This is a genomic window from Streptococcus mitis NCTC 12261 (genome assembly GCF_000148585.2).
Taxonomy (GTDB): Bacteria; Bacillota; Bacilli; order Lactobacillales; family Streptococcaceae; genus Streptococcus; species Streptococcus mitis.
This window is the reverse complement of the sequence record NZ_CP028414.1, coordinates 1,548,659-1,570,031: the sequence shown is the minus strand read 5'-3', so window position 1 is coordinate 1,570,031 and position 21,373 is coordinate 1,548,659. Positions and strand designations below refer to the sequence as shown.

Here is a 21,373-nt window from a genome sequence, read left to right as displayed (position 1 = left end):
AGATTTTTCAACGTAACTTCCACTTGTCTGACCGAAGTGGAAGTTAGTCTGAAATTTATGGTGGAATTAAGTATGAGACGTTAGATTTTTTCAGAAAATTTTCTAAAACAAACAGGATTTGTTTGACATTTATTTGAAAATTCTGTAAAATGAATTATTATATCGTTAAAGGAGAATATATATGGAAAAACAGAAAACATTTTTTGGACATCCTATGGGCTTGTCCACCCTCTTCTTTACAGAAATGTGGGAACGCTTTTCTTACTATGGGATGCGAGCTATCCTACTTTACTATATGTACTATAGTGTGCAAGATGGTGGATTGGGAATGGATAAGACCACAGCTGCATCGGTTATGGCGATTTATGGCTCGCTGGTATTTTTGTCCTCGGTTATCGGTGGTTTTGTCAGTGACCGTATTTTAGGAAGTCGTAAGACTGTCTTTTACGGTGGGATTTTGATTATGCTAGGGCATATTGCTTTAGCAACACCTTTTGGACAAGTGGCTCTCTATCTTTCTATTGCCTTGATTATCTTTGGTACTGGATTTTTAAAACCCAATATCTCAGATATGGTTGGGGGAATTTATGAGAAAGAGGATGATAGACGGGATGCAGGTTTTAGTATCTTTGTCTTTGGTATTAACTTAGGTGCCTTCGTTGCCCCTTATTTAGTAGGTTATCTAGGTCAGGAAGTCAATTTCCATCTAGGTTTCTCATTAGCTGCCATTGGGATGTTCTTTGGTTTGGTGAAGTATGTTTTGGATGGGAAGAAATATCTGCCTGAATCAAGTCTTTACCCCACTGATCCACTTTCACAGAAGGACCAGCAGACCTTGATTAAACGCTTGCTGATTACACTTGTCGTAGTTATTCTCGTGGTTATAGGTTTAGTCTTTACTCACCAGTTTAATGTGGATATGATTGTTAATATCTTTACAGTGATTGCTGTAATTATTCCAATCTACTATTTCTTTAAGATTTTATCTAGTCAGAAAATAACTGCCACTGAGAGATCCCGAGTATTTGCCTACATTCCTCTATTTATCGCTGGAGTACTCTTCTGGTCTATTGAGGAACAGGGTTCTGTTGTTCTCGCTCTATTTGCGGATGATCAAACTCAACTTTACTTTAATGTATTTGGGAATCAGATTCATTTTCCATCTAGCTTTTTCCAAAGTATCAATCCCCTTTTCATTATGATTTATGTGCCGATTTTTGCGTGGTTGTGGGGGAAAATGGGTAAAAAGCAACCATCCTCTGCTAAGAAATTTGCTTACGGTTTATTTGCTGCAGGTTTATCCTTCTTGTGGATGATGTTACCAGGGATGCTCTTTGGGACAGATGTTAAGGTCAGTCCTCTCTGGTTGATTATGAGTTGGGCTATTGTGATTGTAGGGGAAATGCTGATTTCGCCGATTGGTCTATCAGTCACTACTAAGTTAGCACCAAAATCCTTCCAAGCACAAATGATGTCTATCTGGTTCTTGAGTAATGCAGCTGCCCAAGCTATCAATGCTCAAATTGTAAAATTTTATACAAGCGAAACTGAAGTGGCTTACTATGGAATTGTTGGAGGAATTACGATTGTATTCGGTATTATCTTACTCTTCTACGTTCCACGTATTGAAAAACTAATGTCTGGTATCAAATAGAGAAAAACTGGAATTTCTGTAGGAATTTTAAAAGTTAGATCAATTATTTATTCAAAGGATTTAGTTCTGTATTGTATAGGGCTAGGTCCTTTTAGTTTGATTAATACTCTTCGAAAATCAAATTCAAACCGCGTCAACGTCGCCTTGCCGTACTCAAGTACAGCCTGCGGCTAGTTTCCTAGTTTGCTCTTTGATTTTCATTGAGTATAAAACTCACGATGTTTCTGCTTTTCCTAGTGGACATTTGTCTACTTTTTTTATATAATAAAACTAAACCAAATTGGTTGAGTTTTAAAAGTGACTCAACTAAAGATTAGCTTTTCTAAGGAAAATCATTTAAGATAAGGTTCTATACTAGGAGGTGAAGTATGTATCAGCCAGAAAAATTAAAGGCTCGGAGGAAAGAGTTAAAACTGACACAGAAGGAAATTGCAGAGCAACTTGGGATTAGTTTCCAAGCTTACTCAGCTTGGGAACGTGGAATCAAAGAACCGTCTAAGGAGAAGGTGTTTCAGCTAGAGAATATTTTAAAAGTGCCAAAAGGATATTTTACTCAGATCGAGATTGTCCGTCTCTACCATAGCCTCTCCAAGCAAGGGCAGGAGAAGGTTGTTCTCTATGCTCGCAACCTATCTCAAGAGGAGCAAGCCCACAAAGTGACAGCTATGCCAGAGCGCCTCTACGAGTACCGTGTTTATGAACGCATGTCAGCAGGGATTGGGGCTTCGGTCTACGATGATCAGAATTTTGATACGGTTTACTTTAATGAGGAGTTGGCTCATGATTTTGCGTCATGGGTGTCTGGGGACTCCATGGAACCTAAATACCAAAATGGTTCAGTAGCTCTGATTCGAGAGACAGGATTTGACTATGACGGGGCGGTTTATGCAGTGGTTTGCAACAACCAGACCTATATCAAACGGGTCTATCGAGAGGAGAATGGATTGCGTCTGGTCTCTATCAATCCTAAATACAAGGATATTTTCATCTCCTATGAGGAAGATCCTCGGATTGTGGGGATTATCGTTGGGAACTTTGTGCCGATGGAGGGCTAGCCAATGGGCTACTTTGATTATTCCAGAGAGCCCAAAAGTGACATTGCCTTTGTCGATATGAAATCCTTTTATGCCAGTGTTGAGTGTGTGAAAAGAGGATTGCATCCGCTGAAAACCTCGCTTTGTGTCATGAGTCGCGCGGATAATTCAACTGGTCTTATCCTAGCCTCCTCTCCCATGTTTAAGAAGATTTTTGGCCAGTCAAATGTTGGTCGGGCCTATGATTTGCCTTTTGATATCAAAACGCGAAAATTTTCCTATTACAATGCTCGAAAGCAAGGGCTACCGACTGACTCGGACTATGTTCGCTACATCGAAGATTGGGCTCAAGTGACCTTGATTGTCCCTCCTCGAATGGACGAGTACATTGCAGTCAATATGGAAATCCAGCGAATCTTTCAAAACTATGGCAGTCCAGATGATATTTATCCTTACTCTATCGATGAGGGCTTTATTGACCTGACTAGTTCGCTCAACTATTTTATCCCAGATAAGAGTCTCTCTCGCAAAGACAAGCTGGATATGCTTTCTGCTCGTATTCAGAGGGATATTTGGAGGCAGACAGGGATCTACTCTACAGTAGGTATGTCAAATGCCAATCCCTTACTGGCCAAGTTGGCTCTGGATAATGAAGCCAAGCACACTCCGACCATGAGGGCCAACTGGTCTTACCAGGATGTGGAAGAGAAGGTCTGGTCCATTCCCAAGATGACCGACTTTTGGGGAATTGGCAGGCGGATGGAGAAACGCTTGCATGCTCTGGGGATTTTTTCCATCAAGGAATTGGCAACCAGCAATCCAGACCAGCTAAAGAAAGCTCTGGGTCAGGCTGGTCTGCGTTTGTGGTTTCATGCTAACGGGATTGATGAGAGCAATGTTCATAAGCCCTATAAAGCCAAATCCAAGGGCTTGGGGAATTCTCAAATCTTGCCGAGAGACTACGTGAAGCTACGGGATATTGAAATTATTATCCGAGAAATGGCGGAGCAGGTAGCTATTAGATTGAGAAGGTCTGGTAAGAAAACAACCCTTGTCTCTATCTATGTCGGTTTCTCGAAACAGGAGGTCAGGTCGTCTATTCACACACAAATGAAGGTCGAACCGACCAATAATACAGCTGTCTTAACGGGTTATGTTTTGAAGCTATTTCATAACAAATACACTTCTGGAGCGGTCAGAAGTGTCGGAGTTAACTATTCAGGCTTTGTAGACGAGTCCTTTGGTTTGATTTCCCTTTTTGATGATGTTGATAAGTTAGAAATAGAAGAAAGGCTCCAGACGGCCATTGACTCCATTCGGGAACAATTTGGTTTCACTTCTCTTTTAAGAGCCAATGCACTGGAAGAAGGCTCTAGGAGCCTTGCCAGAAGTAAGCTGATTGGGGGACATTCTGCTGGAGGATTAGATGGATTACAATGATTTATTGTTCTTATTCACCTTTTCAATCTGCGCGAGATTATCAAAATCCAGGTATGCAGAAATGGATGGGATTTTACCTTTCAGAACACACCAGTTCGCTTAGTGAAGAAAAAATCGTGTTGATTTTTCGATAGATTTGGACCCAGTTGAGAAACTACATTTACTTTCTCAGCTTTATGTTGGCCAACTTAAGGGAAGTTTTTCTATTTAAGTCAAAGCCCATCAAAAAATCTCACTATTCATTAGGCTAAAGGAAACCTAATCATAGTGAGATTGTGAATTATAGTAATTTTTGTATGGCCTCTTCAATTTGTTTTGGGTCTGTTTTTGAAGAGAAGCGTTCAAAAACCTGCCCATCACGACTGATGAGAAATTTAGCGAAATTCCATTCGATTCGTTTTCCTAGTGGACCAGATTTCTGGTCTTTCAACCAGACATAGAGGGGATCTGTTTCCTTGCCGTTGACCTTGATCTTGGCAAAACGTGGGAAGCTGGTCTGGTAATGTAGGCTACAGAAGGCGTTGATTTCCTCTGCGCTACCTGGTGCTTGTCCCATAAACTGATTGCAAGGGAAGTCTAAAATCTCAAAACCTTGGTCTTGATAGCGATCATAGAGTTCTTGAAGTCCTTGGTACTGGAGCGTTAAACCACATCCAGTAGCAGTGTTGACAACCAAAATAACCTTACCACGATAGGCATCTAGTAGAGTTTCTTGCTTGTCTTGGTTCAAGACTGAAAAATCGTATAGTGAAGTCATTGCTTGCTTTTCTCCTTCTGTTTGGTATTTTTAGGAGTTTTCTCCTCCTGTAGTGATAGAAATCCGTAGGTCAGGGTTCCAAAAATGCTTCCGATAATCAGGCCATACATCAGGAAAGGAACACTTTTATCGAATTGCATGAGCAATTTCACAAAATCTGAAAGGGACATCTGCTGAACGAAGACTTTATGAAAGATGAGTAAGGTAAAGAAGCCAATCTGAATACTGATAAACACAATCCAGCTTCGGAATTTGATTTGGGCTTTGCTGTAGGTTTTGAGGATGATTTCTGATTTGTCATCCTTTTCAAGATGAAGCTCTTGGACGGCTTTTTGAGCTTTTATACTCATGAACAAAATGAGTCCAAAATAGATGTAGGGCATAACATTTCGAACAATTTCTATAAAGCTTCCGAACAAAATATAGAATAGGAAGAGAATGAAGGAAGAGTAAAAGATTTGGATCATGGAACGGGCGCAAGCCTTGTAGATAACCTCTTGACGGCATTCATCAAAAGGCCCTTGGATATGAAAGAAATTTCGAAGTAGGCGAGTTGTTAAGTCTTCTTTTTTCATGGGTGATTTCTCCTAAATGAACGATGCTATTTTGTTTCTTTTACGAATTGATAGAGATAATAAAGATAAGTAATAGAAGAAAGGATAGCGATAGTGAGCAGTAAATAATAATTCCAATTGCCTGAGACGAGCATCAGTTGTGGAAAAGATAGAATTATAAAGTATAGTGCTAAGTTGAGTATGCGTGTTTTTGGGGAGTTAATCTTTAGATAAGTTAGTCCTTTATTAAGTCCTGGAAAAAAGACTAGCACGAGGAATATCTCTCTGATTGGCAAGTTCCCTGAAACGATGATGAAGATGAGCAGAGAACTGAACAAAAGATGATAGGTAAGTAAAGTTACTAGTGATTTCATAGGGCACCTCCTAATCCTCATCTTGCTCTTTTTTAGTTTTTGCAATGCGACGGGAAATGAGGAACTGTATGCTTGCTCCGAAGAAGATAGAACCGAGAATGCTTGATACACCATTTCTTATAGTGAGAAGAGAATTAAAATAGTCCGGACTTTCACCTATGAGTATACTGAGAAGAGGAGTTATAAAAAACATCCATAGACCAAAGAACAAACCTGCTTTAAGACCTGGGTAGTATAGTTGCTTGCTTTCTTTCTCATTCAGCATATCTGGATCAATAGCTGTAATCCCTGTTTTTTTCATTTGGTAGGTGACATAGCCAGCAGCGATGAGGGCAATCACTAGAATCAGAGGAGGATAGATTAGAGCCACTTCTTGAGGGTATTTATAGGCCAGAAGGAGTGGAATAAGATTTCCGAAAATCATCAGATAAAAGAGGATGATAAAGACTTGGTTCCCAATACGATCGGCCTCATGCCGTTTGTATTCGTCAAGGGGACCAGAAATACCGTATGTGCGTTTGATCAGTTTTTCAGTGAAGGTTTCTTTTTTCATGAGTTGGCTCCTTTTTTAAAAATCATCCTCCCAAAAGAGACTGTTGAGGTCAGTTTGGAGGCTTCGGGCGAGATTGAGACAGAGTTCCAGAGTTGGATTATACTTGTCGTTTTCAATCATGTTGATGGTCTGTCTCGAGACGCCGATATCCTTGGCGAGTTCGAGCTGGGAAATGCCCAGTTCCTTGCGAAATTCTTTCACACGATTCATTTGTTCTCCTTTCTGATTTGTGTCGTATATATTTGACTATATTATATTCTTCTAAGAAATAGATGTCAAGCATATTTGACATATTTCTTAAAGAAATCTTACTTGTTTTTGCCCTATTTGTCTGACTAGTGCAAGCTGGTCGGATTTATGGTAAAATAGATAGGATATGACAAAAGAATTTCATCATGTAACGGTCTTACTTCATGAAACGATTGATATGCTCGACGTAAAGCCTGACGGTATCTACGTTGATGCGACTTTGGGTGGAGCGGGCCATAGCGAATATTTATTAAGTAAATTAAGTGAAAAAGGCCATCTCTATGCCTTTGACCAGGACCAGAATGCCATTGACAATGCGCAAAAACGTTTGGCACCCTATATCGAAAAAGGGATGGTGACTTTTATAAAGGATAACTTCCGTCATTTACAGGCACGTTTGCGCGAAGCTGGTGTTCAGGAAATTGATGGAATTTGTTATGACTTGGGAGTGTCTAGTCCTCAATTGGACCAGCGTGAGCGTGGTTTTTCTTATAAAAAGGATGCGCCCCTGGACATGCGGATGAATCAGGAAGCTAGTCTGACAGCCTATGAAGTGGTGAACCACTATGACTATCATGACTTGGTTCGTATTTTCTTCAAGTATGGTGAGGATAAATTCTCTAAACAGATTGCGCGTAAGATCGAACAAGCACGTGAAGTCAAGCCAATCGAGACAACGACTGAGTTAGCAGAAATTATCAAGTCTGCCAAACCTGCCAAGGAGCTCAAGAAGAAGGGGCATCCTGCCAAGCAGATTTTCCAGGCTATTCGAATTGAAGTCAATGATGAACTGGGAGCAGCAGATGAGTCCATCCAGCAGGCTATGGATATGTTGGCTCTAGATGGTAGAATCTCAGTGATTACCTTCCATTCACTAGAAGACCGCTTGACCAAGCAATTGTTCAAGGAGGCTTCAACGGTTGAAGTTCCCAAAGGTTTACCTTTCATCCCAGATGATCTCAAGCCCAAGATGGAATTGGTATCCCGTAAGCCAATCTTGCCAAGTGCAGAGGAGTTAGAAGCCAATAACCGTTCGCATTCAGCCAAGTTGCGCGTGGCCAGAAAAATTCACAAGTAAGAGGGAAAAATGGTAGATAAGAAAGAAACAACCAGTCAATTCTTGCAGAATCGTATAAAAAAATTCTCACGTGTGGAGAAGGCTTTTTATCTTTCCATCGCTTTTACGGCTCTCGTTTTAGCAGTGAGCATCATCTTTATGCAGACACGACTCTTGCAAGTGCAAAGTGATTTAACAAAAATCAATGCGCAGATAGAGGAAAAGAAGACAGAGCTCGATGATGCTAAGCAGGAAGTGAATGAATTGATTCGTTCAGAGCGCTTGAAAGAGATTGCAGATAAAAAAGATTTGAAATTGAATAATGAAAATATCCGAACAGCGGAGTAAGATATGAAATGGACAGAAAAAATAACCCGATTTGCGATAAAAAATCGTAAATCTCCAGCAAAAAACCGTAGGATAGTTGGTAAGTACCTCAGCTTTGTAGCTGTTGCCCTTTTCGCCCTCTTTTTGGCCAATTTTGCGTATATTATCGCAAAAGGTAATATATTTGGTACTGACTTGGTAAAAGAGGCTAAAAAGGTTCACCAAACCACTCGAACAGTACCTGCCAAACGCGGGACGATCTATGACCGAAATGGAGTGCCTATCGCTGAAGATGCGACCTCTTATAACGTCTATGCTGTTATTGATAAAAAATACAAGTCAGCAACGGGTAAAATTCTTTATGTAGAGGATTCGCAGTTTAATAAGGTAGCTGAAGTCTTCCATAAGTATTTGGATATGGATGAAGCTTATGTGAAAGAGCAACTAGCTCAACCAAATCTGACCCAAGTTTCCTTTGGAGCAAAAGGAAATGGGATTACCTATGCCAATATGATGGCTATTAAAAAAGATTTGAAAGATGCTAGTGTGGAAGGGATTGACTTTACAACTAGCCCTAATAGAAGCTACCCAAATGGACAATTTGCTTCTAGTTTTATTGGTTTAGCCCAACTCCATGAAAATGAGGACGGCAGTAAGAGTTTATTAGGAACTTCTGGTCTGGAGAGTTCGTTAAATACCATTCTTGCTGGGACAGACGGAATTATTACCTATGAAAAAGACCGTGTAGGAAATATCGTACCAGGTACAGAACAGGTGTCGCAACAAACTGTGGATGGTAAGGATGTTTATACAACATTGTCTAGCCCGCTCCAATCTTTCATGGAAACTCAGATGGATGCCTTTCTACAAAAAGTAAAAGGTAAGTATATGACCGCGACCTTGGTCAGTGCCAAGACCGGTGAAATCCTCGCTACCACCCAACGACCTACCTTTAATGCAGATACTAAAGAAGGAATCACTGAGGACTTTGTTTGGCGTGATATTCTTTATCAAAGTAACTACGAACCAGGATCAACCATGAAGGTCATGACGTTAGCTTCTTCTATTGACAACAATACCTTCCCAGGTGGAGAATACTTCAATAGCAGTGAATTAAAAATAGCGGATGCGACAATTCGAGATTGGGACGTTAATGAAGGTTTGACCGGTGGTGGTATGATGACATTTTCTCAAGGGTTTGCTCACTCAAGTAATATTGGGATGACCCTTCTTGAGCAGAAAATGGGTGATGCTACGTGGTTGGATTATCTAAACCGCTTTAAATTTGGGGTTCCAACTCGTTTTGGTTTGACAGATGAATATGCAGGCCAACTTCCAGCTGACAATATTGTTAATATTGCTCAGAGTTCATTTGGACAAGGGATTTCAGTAACTCAGACGCAAATGATTCGTGCCTTTACAGCCATTGCCAATGATGGCGTCATGCTAGAGCCTAAATTTATTACGGCCTTGTATGATCCAAATGATCAAACCGTTCGTAAATCTCAAAAAGAAATCGTAGGAAATCCCGTTTCGAAAGATGCAGCTAGCCAAACCCGTACTCACATGGTCTTGGTAGGAACGGATCCTAGATATGGAACTATGTACAATCATAGTACAGGAAAAGCAACTGTCAATGTTCCAGGTCAAAATGTAGCCCTCAAGTCTGGTACGGCTCAAATCGCTGACGAGAAAAATGGAGGCTACTTGGTTGGTTCTACCAACTACATTTTCTCGGTTGTGGCTATGAACCCTGCTGAAAATCCTGATTTTATCTTGTATGTAACGGTTCAACAACCTGAACATTATTCAGGTATCCAATTGGGAGAATTTGCTAATCCTATCTTGGAGCGAGCTTCAGCTATGAAAGAATCTCTCAATCTTCAATCTCCAGCTAAGAATTTAGATCAAGTGACTACAGAGTCTTCTTATGCAATGCCTAGCATCAAGGATATTTCACCCGGTGATTTGGCGGAAGCCTTACGCCGAAATATTGTGCAACCAATCGTTGTAGGTACTGGAACAAAGATTAAAGAGACTTCTGTAGAAGAAGGGACCAATCTTGCACCAAACCAACAAGTTCTCCTTTTATCGGATAAGGTAGAAGAAATTCCAGACATGTATGGCTGGAAAAAAGAGACTGCTGAGACCTTTGCTAAATGGTTGGATATTGAACTGGAATTTGAAGGTTCAGGTTCCGTCGTTCAGAAGCAAGATGTTCGGACTAATACAGCTATCAAAAACATTAAAAAAATTAAATTAACTTTAGGAGACTAATATGTTTATTTCTATCAGTGCTGGAATTGTGACATTTTTACTAACTTTAGTAGGAATTCCGGCCTTTATCCAATTTTATAGAAAGGCGCAAATTACAGGCCAGCAGATGCATGAGGATGTCAAACAGCACCAGGCAAAAGCTGGGACTCCTACCATGGGAGGTTTGGTTTTCTTAATTGCTTCTGTTTTAGTTGCTTTCTTTTTCGCCCTATTTAGTAATCAACTCAGCAATAATGTTGGTATGATTTTATTTATCTTGGTTCTTTATGGTTTAATCGGATTTTTGGACGACTTTCTCAAGGTCTTCCGAAAAATCAATGAGGGGCTAAATCCCAAGCAGAAATTGGCTCTTCAGCTTCTAGGTGGTGTCATTTTCTACCTTTTCTATGAGCGTGGTGGCGATATGCTTTCTGTCTTTGGCTACCAAGTGCATCTAGGGATTTTCTATATTGTCTTCGCTCTTTTCTGGCTAGTCGGTTTTTCAAACGCAGTAAACTTGACAGACGGTATTGACGGTTTAGCTAGCATTTCCGTTGTGATTAGTTTGTCTGCCTATGGAGTTATTGCCTATGTGCAAGGTCAGATGGATATCCTTCTAGTGATTCTTGCCATGATTGGTGGTTTGCTTGGTTTCTTTGTCTTTAACCATAAGCCTGCTAAGGTCTTTATGGGAGATGTGGGAAGTTTGGCTCTCGGTGGAATGCTGGCAGCTATTTCAATGGCTCTCCACCAAGAATGGACTCTCTTGATTATCGGAATTATTTATGTCTTTGAAACAACTTCGGTCATGATGCAAGTCGGCTATTTCAAAATGACTGGTGGAAAACGTATTTTCCGTATGACGCCTGTGCATCACCATTTTGAACTTGGAGGATTGTCTGGTAAAGGAAATCCTTGGAGCGAGTGGAAGGTTGACTTCTTCTTTTGGGGAGTGGGGCTTCTAGCAAGTCTCCTGACCCTAGCAATTTTGTATTTGATGTAAGAATGGCACCCTGATGTTTCAGGGTGTTTTTGCTTTTTAAAAAATATTGGTCAATTAAAGTCAAATTCCTTGACCTTTTTTGACTAATGTAGTATATTATGAACGTAAGGTAAATGAAAGCCTTACTAGAACACTTATTTAAAGTAAAATAGAAAGAGGTGGGGTCTATGTTTAATCTAGAAATCTTTAGAAGTAAAGATAGTCTACTCCTGCTTGAAAAAGAAAAACCAGAAATAGTACGTAGAGTAGCGATTTAGCTAGTCTAAATTTTTTAAAGAAAAAGTCAAAGATAGTCAATATCAGTAATAATAAATAACAAAAAGAGGTAAAGAATATGAACAACAACTTTAATAATTTTAACAACATGGATGATTTATTTAACCAATTGATGGGTGGTATGCGTGGATATAGTTCAGAAAACCGTCGTTACTTGATTAACGGCCGTGAAGTAACGCCTGAAGAGTTCGCTCACTATCGTGCAACTGGTCAATTGCCAGGAAATGCAGAAGCTGATGGACAAATGAAACAACAGTCTTCAGGTATGAAACAAGACGGTGTCCTTGCAAAACTAGGTCGAAACTTGACTGCAGAAGCACGTGAAGGTAAGTTAGATCCGGTTATTGGACGTAATAAAGAAATCCAAGAAACTTCTGAAATTCTTTCTCGTCGCACAAAGAATAATCCAGTTCTCGTCGGTGATGCTGGTGTTGGTAAAACTGCAGTAGTAGAAGGATTGGCCCAAGCTATCGTGAACGGTGACGTTCCTGCAGCAATCAAGAACAAAGAGATCATTTCTATTGATATTTCTGGACTTGAAGCTGGTACTCAATACCGTGGTAGCTTTGAAGAAAACATTCAAAACTTGGTAAACGAAGTCAAAGAAGCTGGAAATATTATCCTTTTCTTCGACGAAATTCACCAAATTCTTGGGGCTGGTAGCACAGGTGATGGTCAAGGGTCTAAAGGTCTTGCTGATATCTTGAAACCAGCTCTTTCACGTGGAGAATTGACAGTGATTGGCGCAACTACTCAAGATGAATACCGTAATACTATCTTGAAAAATGCAGCCCTTGCTCGTCGTTTCAACGAAGTGAAGGTTAATGCTCCTTCAGCAGAGGATACTTTTAAAATCCTTCAAGGAATTCGTGATCTCTATCAACAACACCACAATGTTATTTTGCCAGATGAAGTCTTAAAAGCTGCCGTTGATTATTCTGTTCAGTATATTCCTCAACGTAGCTTGCCAGATAAGGCTATCGACCTTGTCGATGTAACGGCAGCTCACTTGGCAGCTCAGCATCCAGTAACAGATGTTCATGCTGTTGAACGTGAAATTGAGGCAGAAAAAGACAAGCAAGAAAAAGCAGTTGAGGCAGAAGATTTTGAAGCAGCTCTAAACTATAAAACACGCATTGCAGAATTGGAAAAGAAAATCGAAAACCATACAGAAGATATGAAAGTGACTGCAAGTGTCAACGATGTGGCTGAATCTGTAGAACGAATGACCGGTATTCCAGTATCTCAAATGGGGGCTACGGACATCGAACGTTTGAAAGATATGGGTCATCGTTTGCAGACGAAAGTTATTGGTCAAGATAAGGCCGTTGAAGCAGTAGCAAAAGCTATCCGTCGTAACCGTGCTGGTTTTGATGAAGGTAACCGTCCAATCGGTAGCTTCCTCTTTGTAGGTCCTACTGGTGTTGGTAAGACTGAGTTGGCTAAACAATTGGCTCTAGATATGTTCGGAACGAAAGATGCTATCATCCGTTTGGACATGTCAGAATACAGCGACCGCACAGCCGTATCTAAATTGATTGGTACAACTGCAGGTTATGTTGGTTACGATGACAACAACAATACCTTGACAGAACGCGTCCGTCGCAATCCATACTCAATCGTCCTTCTCGACGAAATTGAAAAGGCTGACCCTCAAGTCATCACCCTTCTCCTTCAAGTTTTGGATGATGGTCGTTTGACAGATGGTCAAGGAAATACAGTAAACTTCAAGAACACTGTCATTATTGCGACCTCAAATGCTGGATTTGGCTATGAAGCCAACTTGACAGAAGATGCGGACAAACCAGAATTGATGGATCGTTTGAAACCTTACTTCCGTCCAGAATTCCTTAACCGTTTCAATGCTGTCATCGAATTCTCACACTTGAGCAAAGAAGATCTTTCTAAGATTGTAGACCTTATGTTGGTTGAAGTTAACAAGACGCTTTCTAAGAAAGACATTGACTTGGCAGTGAGCGAAGCTGCTAAAGAATACATGACTGAGGAAGGCTACGATGAAATCATGGGTGTTCGTCCACTCCGTCGTGTGGTTGAACAACAAATCCGTGACAAAGTCACAGACTTCCACTTGGATAACCTTGATGCTAAGCACCTAGAAGCTGACATGGAAGATGGTGTTTTGGTCATTCGTGAAAAAGCCTAAATCAAGATTTTGAAAATAAAAAAAGGAACCAGTTCAAAAGCTGGTTTCTTTTTTATTATTAGATGACATGACGTTCAAAGGCATCGTCAGAGATTCCTTGTTGGAGAATCAATTTTGCCCATTCTTTAGCTGAAAAGAGGCTGTGATCCTTGTAGTTACCGCAAGATTCGATGGTTGTTCCAGGGACGTCTTCCCAAGTAGTAGTCTCAGCGATTTCCTTGAGCGAATCCTTGATGACGGCCGCGATTTCAGCACTGGTGTGGCGCCCCCACATAATCATATGGAAGCCTGTGCGGCAACCAAATGGTGAACAGTCAATCATGCCGTCGATGCGGGTACGGATGAGCTTGGCTAAGAGGTGCTCAATAGTGTGAAGGCCAGCGGTAGGGATAGAGTCTTCGTTTGGTTGCACTAAACGAATATCATAATTGGAGATGACATCTCCCTTTGGCCCTGTTTCTTCCCCGATCAAGCGAACATAGGGTGCTTTAACAATGGTGTGGTCAAGTTCAAAACTTTCAACAATAACTTCTTTTGACATGGTAAATCCTTTCAGTTTTCTAATTTCATTATAACATAAAGCCAGCTCTTGAGACAGAGAGAAAACCTCTCCGAGGCTGGAGAGGTTGAAATCTTTATTTACGATACAAGCGGTCGTATTGGTAGTAAGGGTCAAAGGTTACATTGATACCCAATTTGCGAAGGACATTCTTGTCTTCATCGGTTAAGATGATGGTTGAGTGGGCTTCGCTTCCTTTGAGGTTGCCAAGTTCTTCCATAGCACGAGCAGCATCAGGATTTTCTGTAGCTGTGATAGCAAGTGCAATCAGGATTTCATTTGAATGAAGGCGTGGATTGCGGCTACCGAGATGATCGATTTTAAGACCTTGGATTGGCTTAACAACTTCAGGTTCGATTAGTTTTACTTCTTTAGCGATGTCAGCTGATTTCTTGATAGCGTTGATAAGAGCAGCGGCTGTAGGGCCAAAGAGCTCTGAGTTCTTACCTGTGACAATTTCTCCGCTTGGCAATTCAAGGGCTAGGGCTGGTCCACCAGTTTCTTCTGCTTTTTGACGTGCAGCAACAGCAACCTTACGGTCTGCTGGTGTGATACCGAGGTCATTCATAAGCAACTCGATTTTCTTGACAGCTGCTTCACCAACTTTTTCGGCTTTAAAATCAAGAACAGTTTGATAGTAGCGGCGGATGATTTCTTGTTTAGAAGCTTCGACAGCAGCTTCATCATCTGTAATAGCGAAACCAACCATGTTGACACCCATATCTGTCGGAGAAGCGTATGGAGATTTACCAAGGATACGTTCTAACATGCGCTTGAGCACTGGGAAAATCTCGATATCACGGTTGTAGTTGACAGTGGTTTCTCCGTAGGTTTGGAGATGGAAGGGGTCAATCATGTTGACATCATCAAGGTCAGCTGTGGCAGCCTCGTAGGCCAAATTGACTGGGTGATGAAGGGGAAGATTCCAAACTGGAAAGGTTTCAAATTTAGCGTAACCAGACTTGATACCATTGATTTGGTCGTGGTACATATTGGACATACAGGTTGCCAATTTTCCAGAACCAGGTCCAGGAGCAGTTACGACGATCAAGTTGCGACTGGTTTTGATGTAGTCATTTTTTCCCATGCCTTCTGGAGAAATGATGTGATCCATATCCGTTGGATATCCTTTGATTGGATAGTGAAGATAAGAATCAATTCCGTTTTTCTCAAGTTGGTTGCGGAAGGCATCTGCAGCTGGTTGGCCAGCGTACTGTGTGATGACAACGGAGCCAACAAAAATTCCCAGTTCATTGAATTTGTCAATCAAACGAAGAACTTCTTGGTCATAAGAAATGCCCAAGTCACCACGTGCTTTGGAATGTTCGATGTTGTTAGCATTAATGGCAATTACAACCTCGACTTGCTCTTTCAATTCTTGCAAGAGCTTGATTTTGTTGTCAGGCTCATAACCAGGAAGAACACGAGCAGCGTGAAAATCTTCTAACATTTTGCCACCAAACTCCAAGTAGAGCTTGCCGTCAAATTGGTTAATGCGCTCCAAAATGTGGTCGCGCTGTAGATTCAAATATTGTTCAGAACTAAAAGCTTGTTTTTTCATTTTTTTACCTCTGACCTCTATTATAATAAAAAAATGGAAGTTAGGAAACTATGGAGTTAAAAAAGGAATCAAAAAGATTAGGCAAACGCTTGCATAAAAATCTGAAAAGCGCTATCATAGACTGTAGATTATTAAAATAATGAGGTAAGAAGATGCAAGAAAAATGGTGGCACAATGCCGTAGTCTATCAAGTTTATCCTAAGAGCTTTATGGATAGCAACGGAGATGGAATTGGCGATTTGCCAGGTATTACCAGTAAGTTAGACTATCTAGCTAAGTTAGGAATCACAGCGATTTGGCTTTCTCCTGTTTATGACAGTCCCATGGATGATAATGGCTATGATATTGCTGATTATCAAGCGATTGCAGCTATTTTCGGAACCATGGAGGATATGGACCAACTGATTGCGGAAGCTAAGAAGCGTGATATTCGTATCATCATGGACTTGGTGGTCAATCATACCTCAGATGAACATGCTTGGTTTGTCGAGGCCTGTGAAAATCCTGATAGCCCTGAGCGAGACTACTATATCTGGCGGGATGAACCTAACGATTTAGATTCTATCTTTAGTGGTTCTGCTTGGGAATATGATGAAAAGTCGGGTCAGTACTATCTCCACTTTTTCAGTAAGAAACAGCCGGATCTCAACTGGGAAAATGAAAAACTTCGTCAGAAAATTTATGAGATGATGAACTTTTGGATTGATAAAGGCATTGGTGGTTTCCGTATGGATGTCATTGACATGATTGGGAAAATTCCTGACGAGAAGGTGGTTAATAATGGTCCTATGCTCCATCCTTATCTCAAGGAGATGAATCAAGCGACCTTTGGAGATCAGGATCTCTTGACAGTAGGGGAAACCTGGGGAGCAACTCCAGAGATTGCTAAGCTTTACTCTGATCCAAAGGGCCAAGAATTGTCTATGGTCTTCCAGTTTGAGCATATCTGTCTTCAGTATCAGGAAGGTCAGCCTAAATGGCACTATCAAAAAGAGCTGAATATCGCTAAGTTGAAAGAGATTTTCAACAAATGGCAGACAGAATTAGGAGTTGAAGATGGCTGGAATTCGCTTTTCTGGAACAATCATGACCTCCCTCGTATCGTCTCAATCTGGGGAAATGACCAAGAATACCGCGAAAAATCTGCCAAAGCCTTTGCCATCTTGCTTCATCTCATGAGAGGGACTCCTTATATCTACCAAGGTGAGGAGATTGGGATGACCAACTATCCGTTTGAAACACTGGACCAAGTAGAAGATATTGAATCCCTCAACTATGCGCGTGAGGCTCTTGAAAAAAGTGTTCCGATGGAAGAAATCATGGACAGTATCCGTGTCATTGGACGTGACAATGCCCGTACCCCTATGCAATGGGACGAGAGCAAAAACGCTGGTTTCTCAACAGGTCAACCTTGGTTGGCAGTGAATCCAAACTATCAAGCAATCAACGTTCAAGAAGCGCTGACAAATCCAGATTCTATTTTCTATACCTATCAGAAACTGGTTCAAATCCGTAAGGAGAATAGCTGGTTGATTCGAGCTGACTTTGAATTGCTTGATACGGTTGATAAGGTCTTTGCCTATATCCGTAAGGACGGTGACCGTCGCTTCCTAGTTTTGGCTAACTTGTCCAATGAAGAGCAAGACTTGACCGTAGAAGGAAACGTCAAATCGGTTTTGATTGAAAACACCGTGGCTCAGGAAGTTTTTGAAAAACAAAGCTTAGCTCCATGGGATGCTTTCTGTGTGGAATTACTATAAACATTTTTTACAGAAAAATTTAAAATTGAAATCGTATAAAAACAAGGGAGGACTGTATGAAAGACAGAAATCCTTTGTTTTTTTATGACTAAAGTTTATAAACTTTCATTCTCAAAATTCAATTAACTTTACAAATTCCCACTATTTTGGTAAAATAAACTTATGTTATAAAAACTAACATAAAGGAGAAAGAAGATGAATACAAAAAAGCGTGTTCTTAGCGCAGGCCTGACCTTTGCGGCTGCTTTGCTTTTAGCTGCTTGCGGACAATCAGGTTCAGATACAAAAACTTACTCATCAACCTTTAGTGGAAATCCAACTACATTTAACTACTTGTTAGACTACTACGCTGATAATACAGCTATCATTACTAACCTAGTTGATGGTTTGCTTGAAAATGACAACCACGGAAACCTAGTTCCATCTTTGGCAGAGGACTGGTCTGTTTCAAGCGACGGTCTGACTTATACCTACAAATTAAGAAAAGATGCTAAATGGTTCACGGCTGACGGTGAAGAGTACGCCCCAGTCAAGGCCCAGGATTTTGTGACAGGTATCAAGTACGCAGTGGATAATAAATCCCAGGCCATTGACTTGATTCAAAACTCGATCAAGGGCTTGAATGATTATATTACAGGAGCGGATTCTGACTTTTCTAAGGTTGGAGTGAAAGCAATTGACGACCAGACTGTTGAGTATACTTTGGCGCGCCCAGAACCTTACTGGAACTCAAAAACAACCAATAGTATCCTTTTCCCAGTGAATGAAGAATTTCTAAATTCAAAAGGCAAAGATTTTGGTACCTTATCTCCAGATAGTATTCTCTACAGCGGACCTTATTTGTTAAAAGATTTCACATCAAAATCATCGATCGAGTATGTGAAGAACCCACATTACTATGATCATGACAAAGTATCAATTGAACACGTAAAATTGGCTTACTTTGATGGTTCAGACCAAGAATTGACCATCCGTAACTTTGAAAGTGGAGCTTATTCTATCGCTGGGGTTTATCCAAATAGTTCTAACTTTGCTAAGACCAAGGAGAAATATAAGGATAATATCGTCTATAGCTTGCAGGACAAGACTTCTTGGTATTTCAATTTCAACGTCAACCGTAAGGCTTACAACCATACGTCTAAAACGACAGATGAGCAGAAGAAGTCAACTGAGACAGCTGTCTTGAACAAAAACTTCCGCCAAGCGGTGAACTTTGCCCTGGACCGCACAGCCTATTCTGCTCAGTCAAACGGGGAAGAAGCAGCTAGCAAGACTCTTCGTAACACCCTAGTGCCTCCTACATTTGTCCAAGTTGGAGACAAGACCTTTGGAGAAGTAGTTGCTTCTAAATTGGTCAACTATGGCACAGAATGGTCAGATATTAACTTGGCAGATGCTCAGGATGCCTATTTCAACAAAGAAAAAGCCCAAGCAAAATTTGCGGAAGCTAAAAAAGAATTGGCAAGTCAAGGTGTGACTTTCCCAATTCACTTGGATGTTGCAGTTGATCAGACTAGTAAAAATGCTGTGACAGGCATGAACTCAGTTAAGCAAACCCTTGAGTCGGTTTTAGGTGCTGATAACATTGTCATTGATGTTCAACAACTTTCAACGGATGATTTTAATAATGTAGCCTTTTTAGCGCCAACACCAGCTGATCGTGACTATGATTTGAACTTTGATGGTTGGGTAGGTGACTACCAAGATCCGTCAACTTATCTTAATCCTTTCAATGCAGAGGATGGATTCTACCTCAAGATTTTTGGTCTAGATGCTCAAGAAGATAAAGCTAAGATTGCTAGCTTGGGACTTGATACTTACACCAAGATGCTCAAAGATGCAGATAGCGAAAATAAAGATGTAGCCAAACGCTATGAAAAATATGCTGAAGCACAGGCTTGGATGATTGACAATTCTCTGATTATGTCAGCAATGTCAAGTGGTGGTACAGCATCTGTAACCAAAGTAACGCCATTTACAAGAGGCTATTCACTGGTCGGCATCAAGGGTGATGGCAATAACTACAAGTACATGAAACTGCAAAAAGATACTGTGACAACCAAACAGTATGAAGAAGCTAAGACTAAATGGGAGCAAGAAAGTAAAAAAGCAATCGAAAAAGCTCAAAAAGAAGCAGAAAATCATGTTAAATAAAGATGAATGAGGTTCCGTAAGGGACCTTTTTGATGTTTATATAGTAAATTTATTGATGTAATTGTTTGCAAATCAAAAAGAATGTTTCGGAAAGAAGATGAAAACGCCTTACCTAAGCGGATTTATCTCACAAGTGTATTTTTTTATGATATAATAAAATGAAATAAAAATTGATAATAGAGGTATATCGTGAGTAGATCTTCGAAGCGAGCTCGTCAGGGTAAAACAAAAATATTGATTAGTTGGGGGTTGCTAGCTATCTATGCATTACTAGCAGTCTTTTTATTGTTTTTGATTTTCAAGTACAATATGCTAGCCTTCCGATATCTCAATATAGTGGTCACTGTCTTAATTGTAGCCTTAGCTATCTTGTGCTTCTTTTTAATTCGGTCCAAGAAAGTTCAAAATCTAACGCTGATTTTATTACTACTTGGTGTGTTAATCACTGGTACTTCTCTCTTTGCCGTAGGGCAGTTCATTGGATTTACCAGTCGTTTGAATGCAACATCGAATTACTCAAATTATTCGATGAGTATTGCAGTGTTAGCAGATAGTCCAATTGATAATATCAGTCAGGTAAGCAGTGTGATGGGACCGACTGGGACGGATAAGGATAATATCCAACAGTTGATGAATGATCTTAAGGATAGTCAAAATAGGGAATTGACTGTCGAAGAAAGTAGCTCCTATCTTGCGGCCTATAAGAGTTTGCTAGCTGGTGATACAAAGGCAATCATTCTAAACAGTGTCTTTGAAAATATTATCGAATCAGAATATCCTGACTATGCTTCAAAAATTAAGAAAATCTATACCAAAGAATTAACCAAGACGGTTGAAACTCCAAAAGATATCAAAGGTAACAGTTTCAACGTTTATATCAGTGGAATTGATACTTACGGTCCAATCAGTTCAGTTTCTCGTTCGGACGTCAATATCATTATGACAGTGAATCGCGAAACTAAAAAGATTCTCTTGACAACAACACCTCGTGATTCCTATGTTCCAATTGCAGATGGAGGCAACAATCAAAAAGATAAGTTGACCCATGCGGGGATTTATGGAGTAGATGCTTCAATACATACACTGGAAAATCTCTACGGTATTGATTTGAACTATTATGCTCGTTTGAATTTCACTTCTTTCTTGAAATTGATTGATCTCCTTGGTGGAGTTGATGTTTATAATGATCAGGATTTTACATCATTACATGGTAAGTTTCATTTTCCTATAGGGAATGTACATCTTGATTCGGAGCAAGCTCTTGGTTTTGTGCGTGAGCGCTATTCTTTGGCAGATGGAGATCGGGATCGCGGCCGTAACCAGCAAAAGGTCATTATTGCAATTCTGCAAAAATTAACCTCTACAGAAGCTTTGAAAAATTATGACAGTATTATAAAAGGGCTGCAAGATTCGATTCAAACCAATATGCCACTTGAAACCATGATGAACTTGGTCAATGCCCAACTTGAAAGTGGTGGAACTTATAAGATCAATTCACAAGATCTTAAAGGGACAGGGCGGATGGATTTACCATCCTATGCCATGCCTGATAGTAACCTCTACATGATGGAGATAAGTGATAGCAGTTTAGAGTCAGTCAAGGCTGCAATCAATGATGTGATGGAAGGGAAATAAGACAAA

Annotated in this window: 18 protein-coding genes and 1 pseudogene; 12 read left to right on the top strand and 7 right to left on the bottom strand. The window is 40.4% G+C overall.

Annotated features, from left to right (window positions below; all coding sequences use genetic code 11):
- Positions 1-181: 181 nt before the first annotated feature.
- The 4 genes and pseudogenes from SM12261_RS07935 to SM12261_RS09640 all read left to right on the top strand — a co-directional run.
- A complete protein-coding gene (locus tag SM12261_RS07935; RefSeq protein WP_000414834.1) occupies positions 182-1,654 on the top strand; it encodes a peptide MFS transporter in 1,473 nt (490 codons plus the stop codon).
- A gap of 368 nt (positions 1,655-2,022) precedes the next feature.
- Positions 2,023-2,709: an XRE family transcriptional regulator gene (locus tag SM12261_RS07930; RefSeq protein ID WP_000284671.1), complete on the top strand. Its 687-nt coding sequence runs from the start codon at positions 2,023-2,025 to the stop codon at positions 2,707-2,709.
- 3 nt (positions 2,710-2,712) lie between these two features.
- Positions 2,713-4,128 carry a Y-family DNA polymerase gene (locus tag SM12261_RS07925; RefSeq protein WP_000540282.1) on the top strand — a complete coding sequence of 472 codons (1,416 nt, stop codon included), beginning with the start codon at positions 2,713-2,715 and terminating at the stop codon, positions 4,126-4,128.
- Positions 4,125-4,336, top strand: a pseudogene (locus tag SM12261_RS09640) (hypothetical protein); the annotation flags it as partial. The gene SM12261_RS07925 and the pseudogene SM12261_RS09640, both read left to right, overlap by 4 nt.
- Positions 4,337-4,408: 72 nt before the next feature.
- On the opposite strand, the gene SM12261_RS07915 reads toward SM12261_RS09640, so the two are convergent.
- From SM12261_RS07915 to SM12261_RS07895, 5 genes are read right to left on the bottom strand one after another with little or no spacing between them, the layout of a single operon-like run.
- On the bottom strand, positions 4,409-4,885 hold the full coding sequence (locus SM12261_RS07915; RefSeq protein WP_000203040.1) for a glutathione peroxidase: 477 nt from the start codon (positions 4,883-4,885) through the stop codon (positions 4,409-4,411).
- The gene (locus tag SM12261_RS07910) at positions 4,882-5,460 is read right to left on the bottom strand and encodes a DUF3278 domain-containing protein (RefSeq protein WP_000711239.1); all 579 of its coding nucleotides are present in this window, start codon (positions 5,458-5,460) and stop codon (positions 4,882-4,884) included. Before SM12261_RS07910 ends, SM12261_RS07915 begins: the two co-directional genes overlap by 4 nt.
- A gap of 26 nt (positions 5,461-5,486) precedes the next feature.
- A complete protein-coding gene (locus SM12261_RS09635) occupies positions 5,487-5,813 on the bottom strand; it encodes a hypothetical protein (protein ID WP_000839386.1) in 327 nt (108 codons plus the stop codon).
- Positions 5,814-5,823: 10 nt separating this feature from the next.
- A complete protein-coding gene (locus tag SM12261_RS07900; RefSeq protein WP_000712356.1) occupies positions 5,824-6,366 on the bottom strand; it encodes a DUF3278 domain-containing protein in 543 nt (180 codons plus the stop codon).
- Positions 6,367-6,381: 15 nt separating this feature from the next.
- Positions 6,382-6,576 carry a helix-turn-helix transcriptional regulator gene (locus tag SM12261_RS07895; RefSeq protein WP_001082470.1) on the bottom strand — a complete coding sequence of 65 codons (195 nt, stop codon included), beginning with the start codon at positions 6,574-6,576 and terminating at the stop codon, positions 6,382-6,384.
- A 166-nt stretch (positions 6,577-6,742) separates the two neighbouring features.
- On the opposite strand from SM12261_RS07895, the gene rsmH reads away from it, so the two are divergent.
- From rsmH to SM12261_RS07870, 5 genes are all read left to right on the top strand, one after another.
- Positions 6,743-7,693 carry a 16S rRNA (cytosine(1402)-N(4))-methyltransferase RsmH gene (gene rsmH, locus SM12261_RS07890; protein WP_000159416.1) on the top strand — a complete coding sequence of 317 codons (951 nt, stop codon included), beginning with the start codon at positions 6,743-6,745 and terminating at the stop codon, positions 7,691-7,693.
- A 9-nt stretch (positions 7,694-7,702) separates the two neighbouring features.
- Positions 7,703-8,020 carry a cell division protein FtsL gene (gene ftsL / locus SM12261_RS07885; protein WP_000227824.1) on the top strand — a complete coding sequence of 106 codons (318 nt, stop codon included), beginning with the start codon at positions 7,703-7,705 and terminating at the stop codon, positions 8,018-8,020.
- Positions 8,021-8,023: 3 nt separating this feature from the next.
- Positions 8,024-10,276, top strand: coding sequence for a penicillin-binding protein PBP2X (gene pbp2x / locus SM12261_RS07880; protein WP_000872180.1), 2,253 nt, complete (start codon positions 8,024-8,026; stop codon positions 10,274-10,276).
- 1 nt (position 10,277) lies between these two features.
- Entirely contained in the window at positions 10,278-11,258 is a 981-nt protein-coding gene (gene mraY, locus SM12261_RS07875) for a phospho-N-acetylmuramoyl-pentapeptide-transferase (protein WP_000470817.1), read from the top strand.
- A gap of 334 nt (positions 11,259-11,592) precedes the next feature.
- Entirely contained in the window at positions 11,593-13,698 is a 2,106-nt protein-coding gene (locus SM12261_RS07870; RefSeq protein WP_001063354.1) for an ATP-dependent Clp protease ATP-binding subunit, read from the top strand.
- Positions 13,699-13,756: 58 nt separating this feature from the next.
- Here the strand turns inward: SM12261_RS07870 and SM12261_RS07865 are convergent, their stop codons facing one another.
- The gene (locus SM12261_RS07865; RefSeq protein ID WP_000032563.1) at positions 13,757-14,239 is read right to left on the bottom strand and encodes an S-ribosylhomocysteine lyase; all 483 of its coding nucleotides are present in this window, start codon (positions 14,237-14,239) and stop codon (positions 13,757-13,759) included.
- A 94-nt stretch (positions 14,240-14,333) separates the two neighbouring features.
- Positions 14,334-15,818: a DUF1846 domain-containing protein gene (locus tag SM12261_RS07860; protein WP_000743565.1), complete on the bottom strand. Its 1,485-nt coding sequence runs from the start codon at positions 15,816-15,818 to the stop codon at positions 14,334-14,336.
- A 152-nt stretch (positions 15,819-15,970) separates the two neighbouring features.
- On the opposite strand from SM12261_RS07860, the gene SM12261_RS07855 reads away from it, so the two are divergent.
- From SM12261_RS07855 to cpsA, 3 genes are all read left to right on the top strand, one after another.
- Positions 15,971-17,578: a glycoside hydrolase family 13 protein gene (locus tag SM12261_RS07855; RefSeq protein ID WP_001156785.1), complete on the top strand. Its 1,608-nt coding sequence runs from the start codon at positions 15,971-15,973 to the stop codon at positions 17,576-17,578.
- Positions 17,579-17,773: 195 nt separating this feature from the next.
- Complete coding sequence (locus SM12261_RS07850) at positions 17,774-19,732, top strand: peptide ABC transporter substrate-binding protein (RefSeq protein ID WP_001093128.1); 1,959 nt, start codon at positions 17,774-17,776, stop codon at positions 19,730-19,732.
- Positions 19,733-19,921: 189 nt separating this feature from the next.
- A complete protein-coding gene (gene cpsA, locus SM12261_RS07845; protein ID WP_000091629.1) occupies positions 19,922-21,367 on the top strand; it encodes an LCP family glycopolymer transferase CpsA in 1,446 nt (481 codons plus the stop codon).
- Positions 21,368-21,373 lie beyond the last annotated feature (6 nt).

What these genes read in the sequence shown, in the direction of transcription:
- SM12261_RS07900 (WP_000712356.1), bottom strand. Translation starts at nt 6,366, where the DNA reads ATGAAAAAAGAAACCTTCACTGAAAAACTGATCAAACGCACATACGGT.
- SM12261_RS07895 (WP_001082470.1), bottom strand. Translation starts at nt 6,576, where the DNA reads ATGAATCGTGTGAAAGAATTTCGCAAGGAACTGGGCATTTCCCAGCTC.
- rsmH (WP_000159416.1), top strand. Translation starts at nt 6,743, where the DNA reads ATGACAAAAGAATTTCATCATGTAACGGTCTTACTTCATGAAACGATT.
- SM12261_RS07870 (WP_001063354.1), top strand. Translation starts at nt 11,593, where the DNA reads ATGAACAACAACTTTAATAATTTTAACAACATGGATGATTTATTTAAC.
- SM12261_RS09635 (WP_000839386.1), bottom strand. Translation starts at nt 5,813, where the DNA reads ATGAAATCACTAGTAACTTTACTTACCTATCATCTTTTGTTCAGTTCT.
- SM12261_RS07850 (WP_001093128.1), top strand. Translation starts at nt 17,774, where the DNA reads ATGAATACAAAAAAGCGTGTTCTTAGCGCAGGCCTGACCTTTGCGGCT.
- SM12261_RS07860 (WP_000743565.1), bottom strand. Translation starts at nt 15,818, where the DNA reads ATGAAAAAACAAGCTTTTAGTTCTGAACAATATTTGAATCTACAGCGC.
- SM12261_RS07915 (WP_000203040.1), bottom strand. Translation starts at nt 4,885, where the DNA reads ATGACTTCACTATACGATTTTTCAGTCTTGAACCAAGACAAGCAAGAA.
- SM12261_RS07935 (WP_000414834.1), top strand. Translation starts at nt 182, where the DNA reads ATGGAAAAACAGAAAACATTTTTTGGACATCCTATGGGCTTGTCCACC.
- SM12261_RS07925 (WP_000540282.1), top strand. Translation starts at nt 2,713, where the DNA reads ATGGGCTACTTTGATTATTCCAGAGAGCCCAAAAGTGACATTGCCTTT.
- SM12261_RS07930 (WP_000284671.1), top strand. Translation starts at nt 2,023, where the DNA reads ATGTATCAGCCAGAAAAATTAAAGGCTCGGAGGAAAGAGTTAAAACTG.
- mraY (WP_000470817.1), top strand. Translation starts at nt 10,278, where the DNA reads ATGTTTATTTCTATCAGTGCTGGAATTGTGACATTTTTACTAACTTTA.
- SM12261_RS07865 (WP_000032563.1), bottom strand. Translation starts at nt 14,239, where the DNA reads ATGTCAAAAGAAGTTATTGTTGAAAGTTTTGAACTTGACCACACCATT.
- pbp2x (WP_000872180.1), top strand. Translation starts at nt 8,024, where the DNA reads ATGAAATGGACAGAAAAAATAACCCGATTTGCGATAAAAAATCGTAAA.
- SM12261_RS07855 (WP_001156785.1), top strand. Translation starts at nt 15,971, where the DNA reads ATGCAAGAAAAATGGTGGCACAATGCCGTAGTCTATCAAGTTTATCCT.
- ftsL (WP_000227824.1), top strand. Translation starts at nt 7,703, where the DNA reads ATGGTAGATAAGAAAGAAACAACCAGTCAATTCTTGCAGAATCGTATA.
- SM12261_RS07910 (WP_000711239.1), bottom strand. Translation starts at nt 5,460, where the DNA reads ATGAAAAAAGAAGACTTAACAACTCGCCTACTTCGAAATTTCTTTCAT.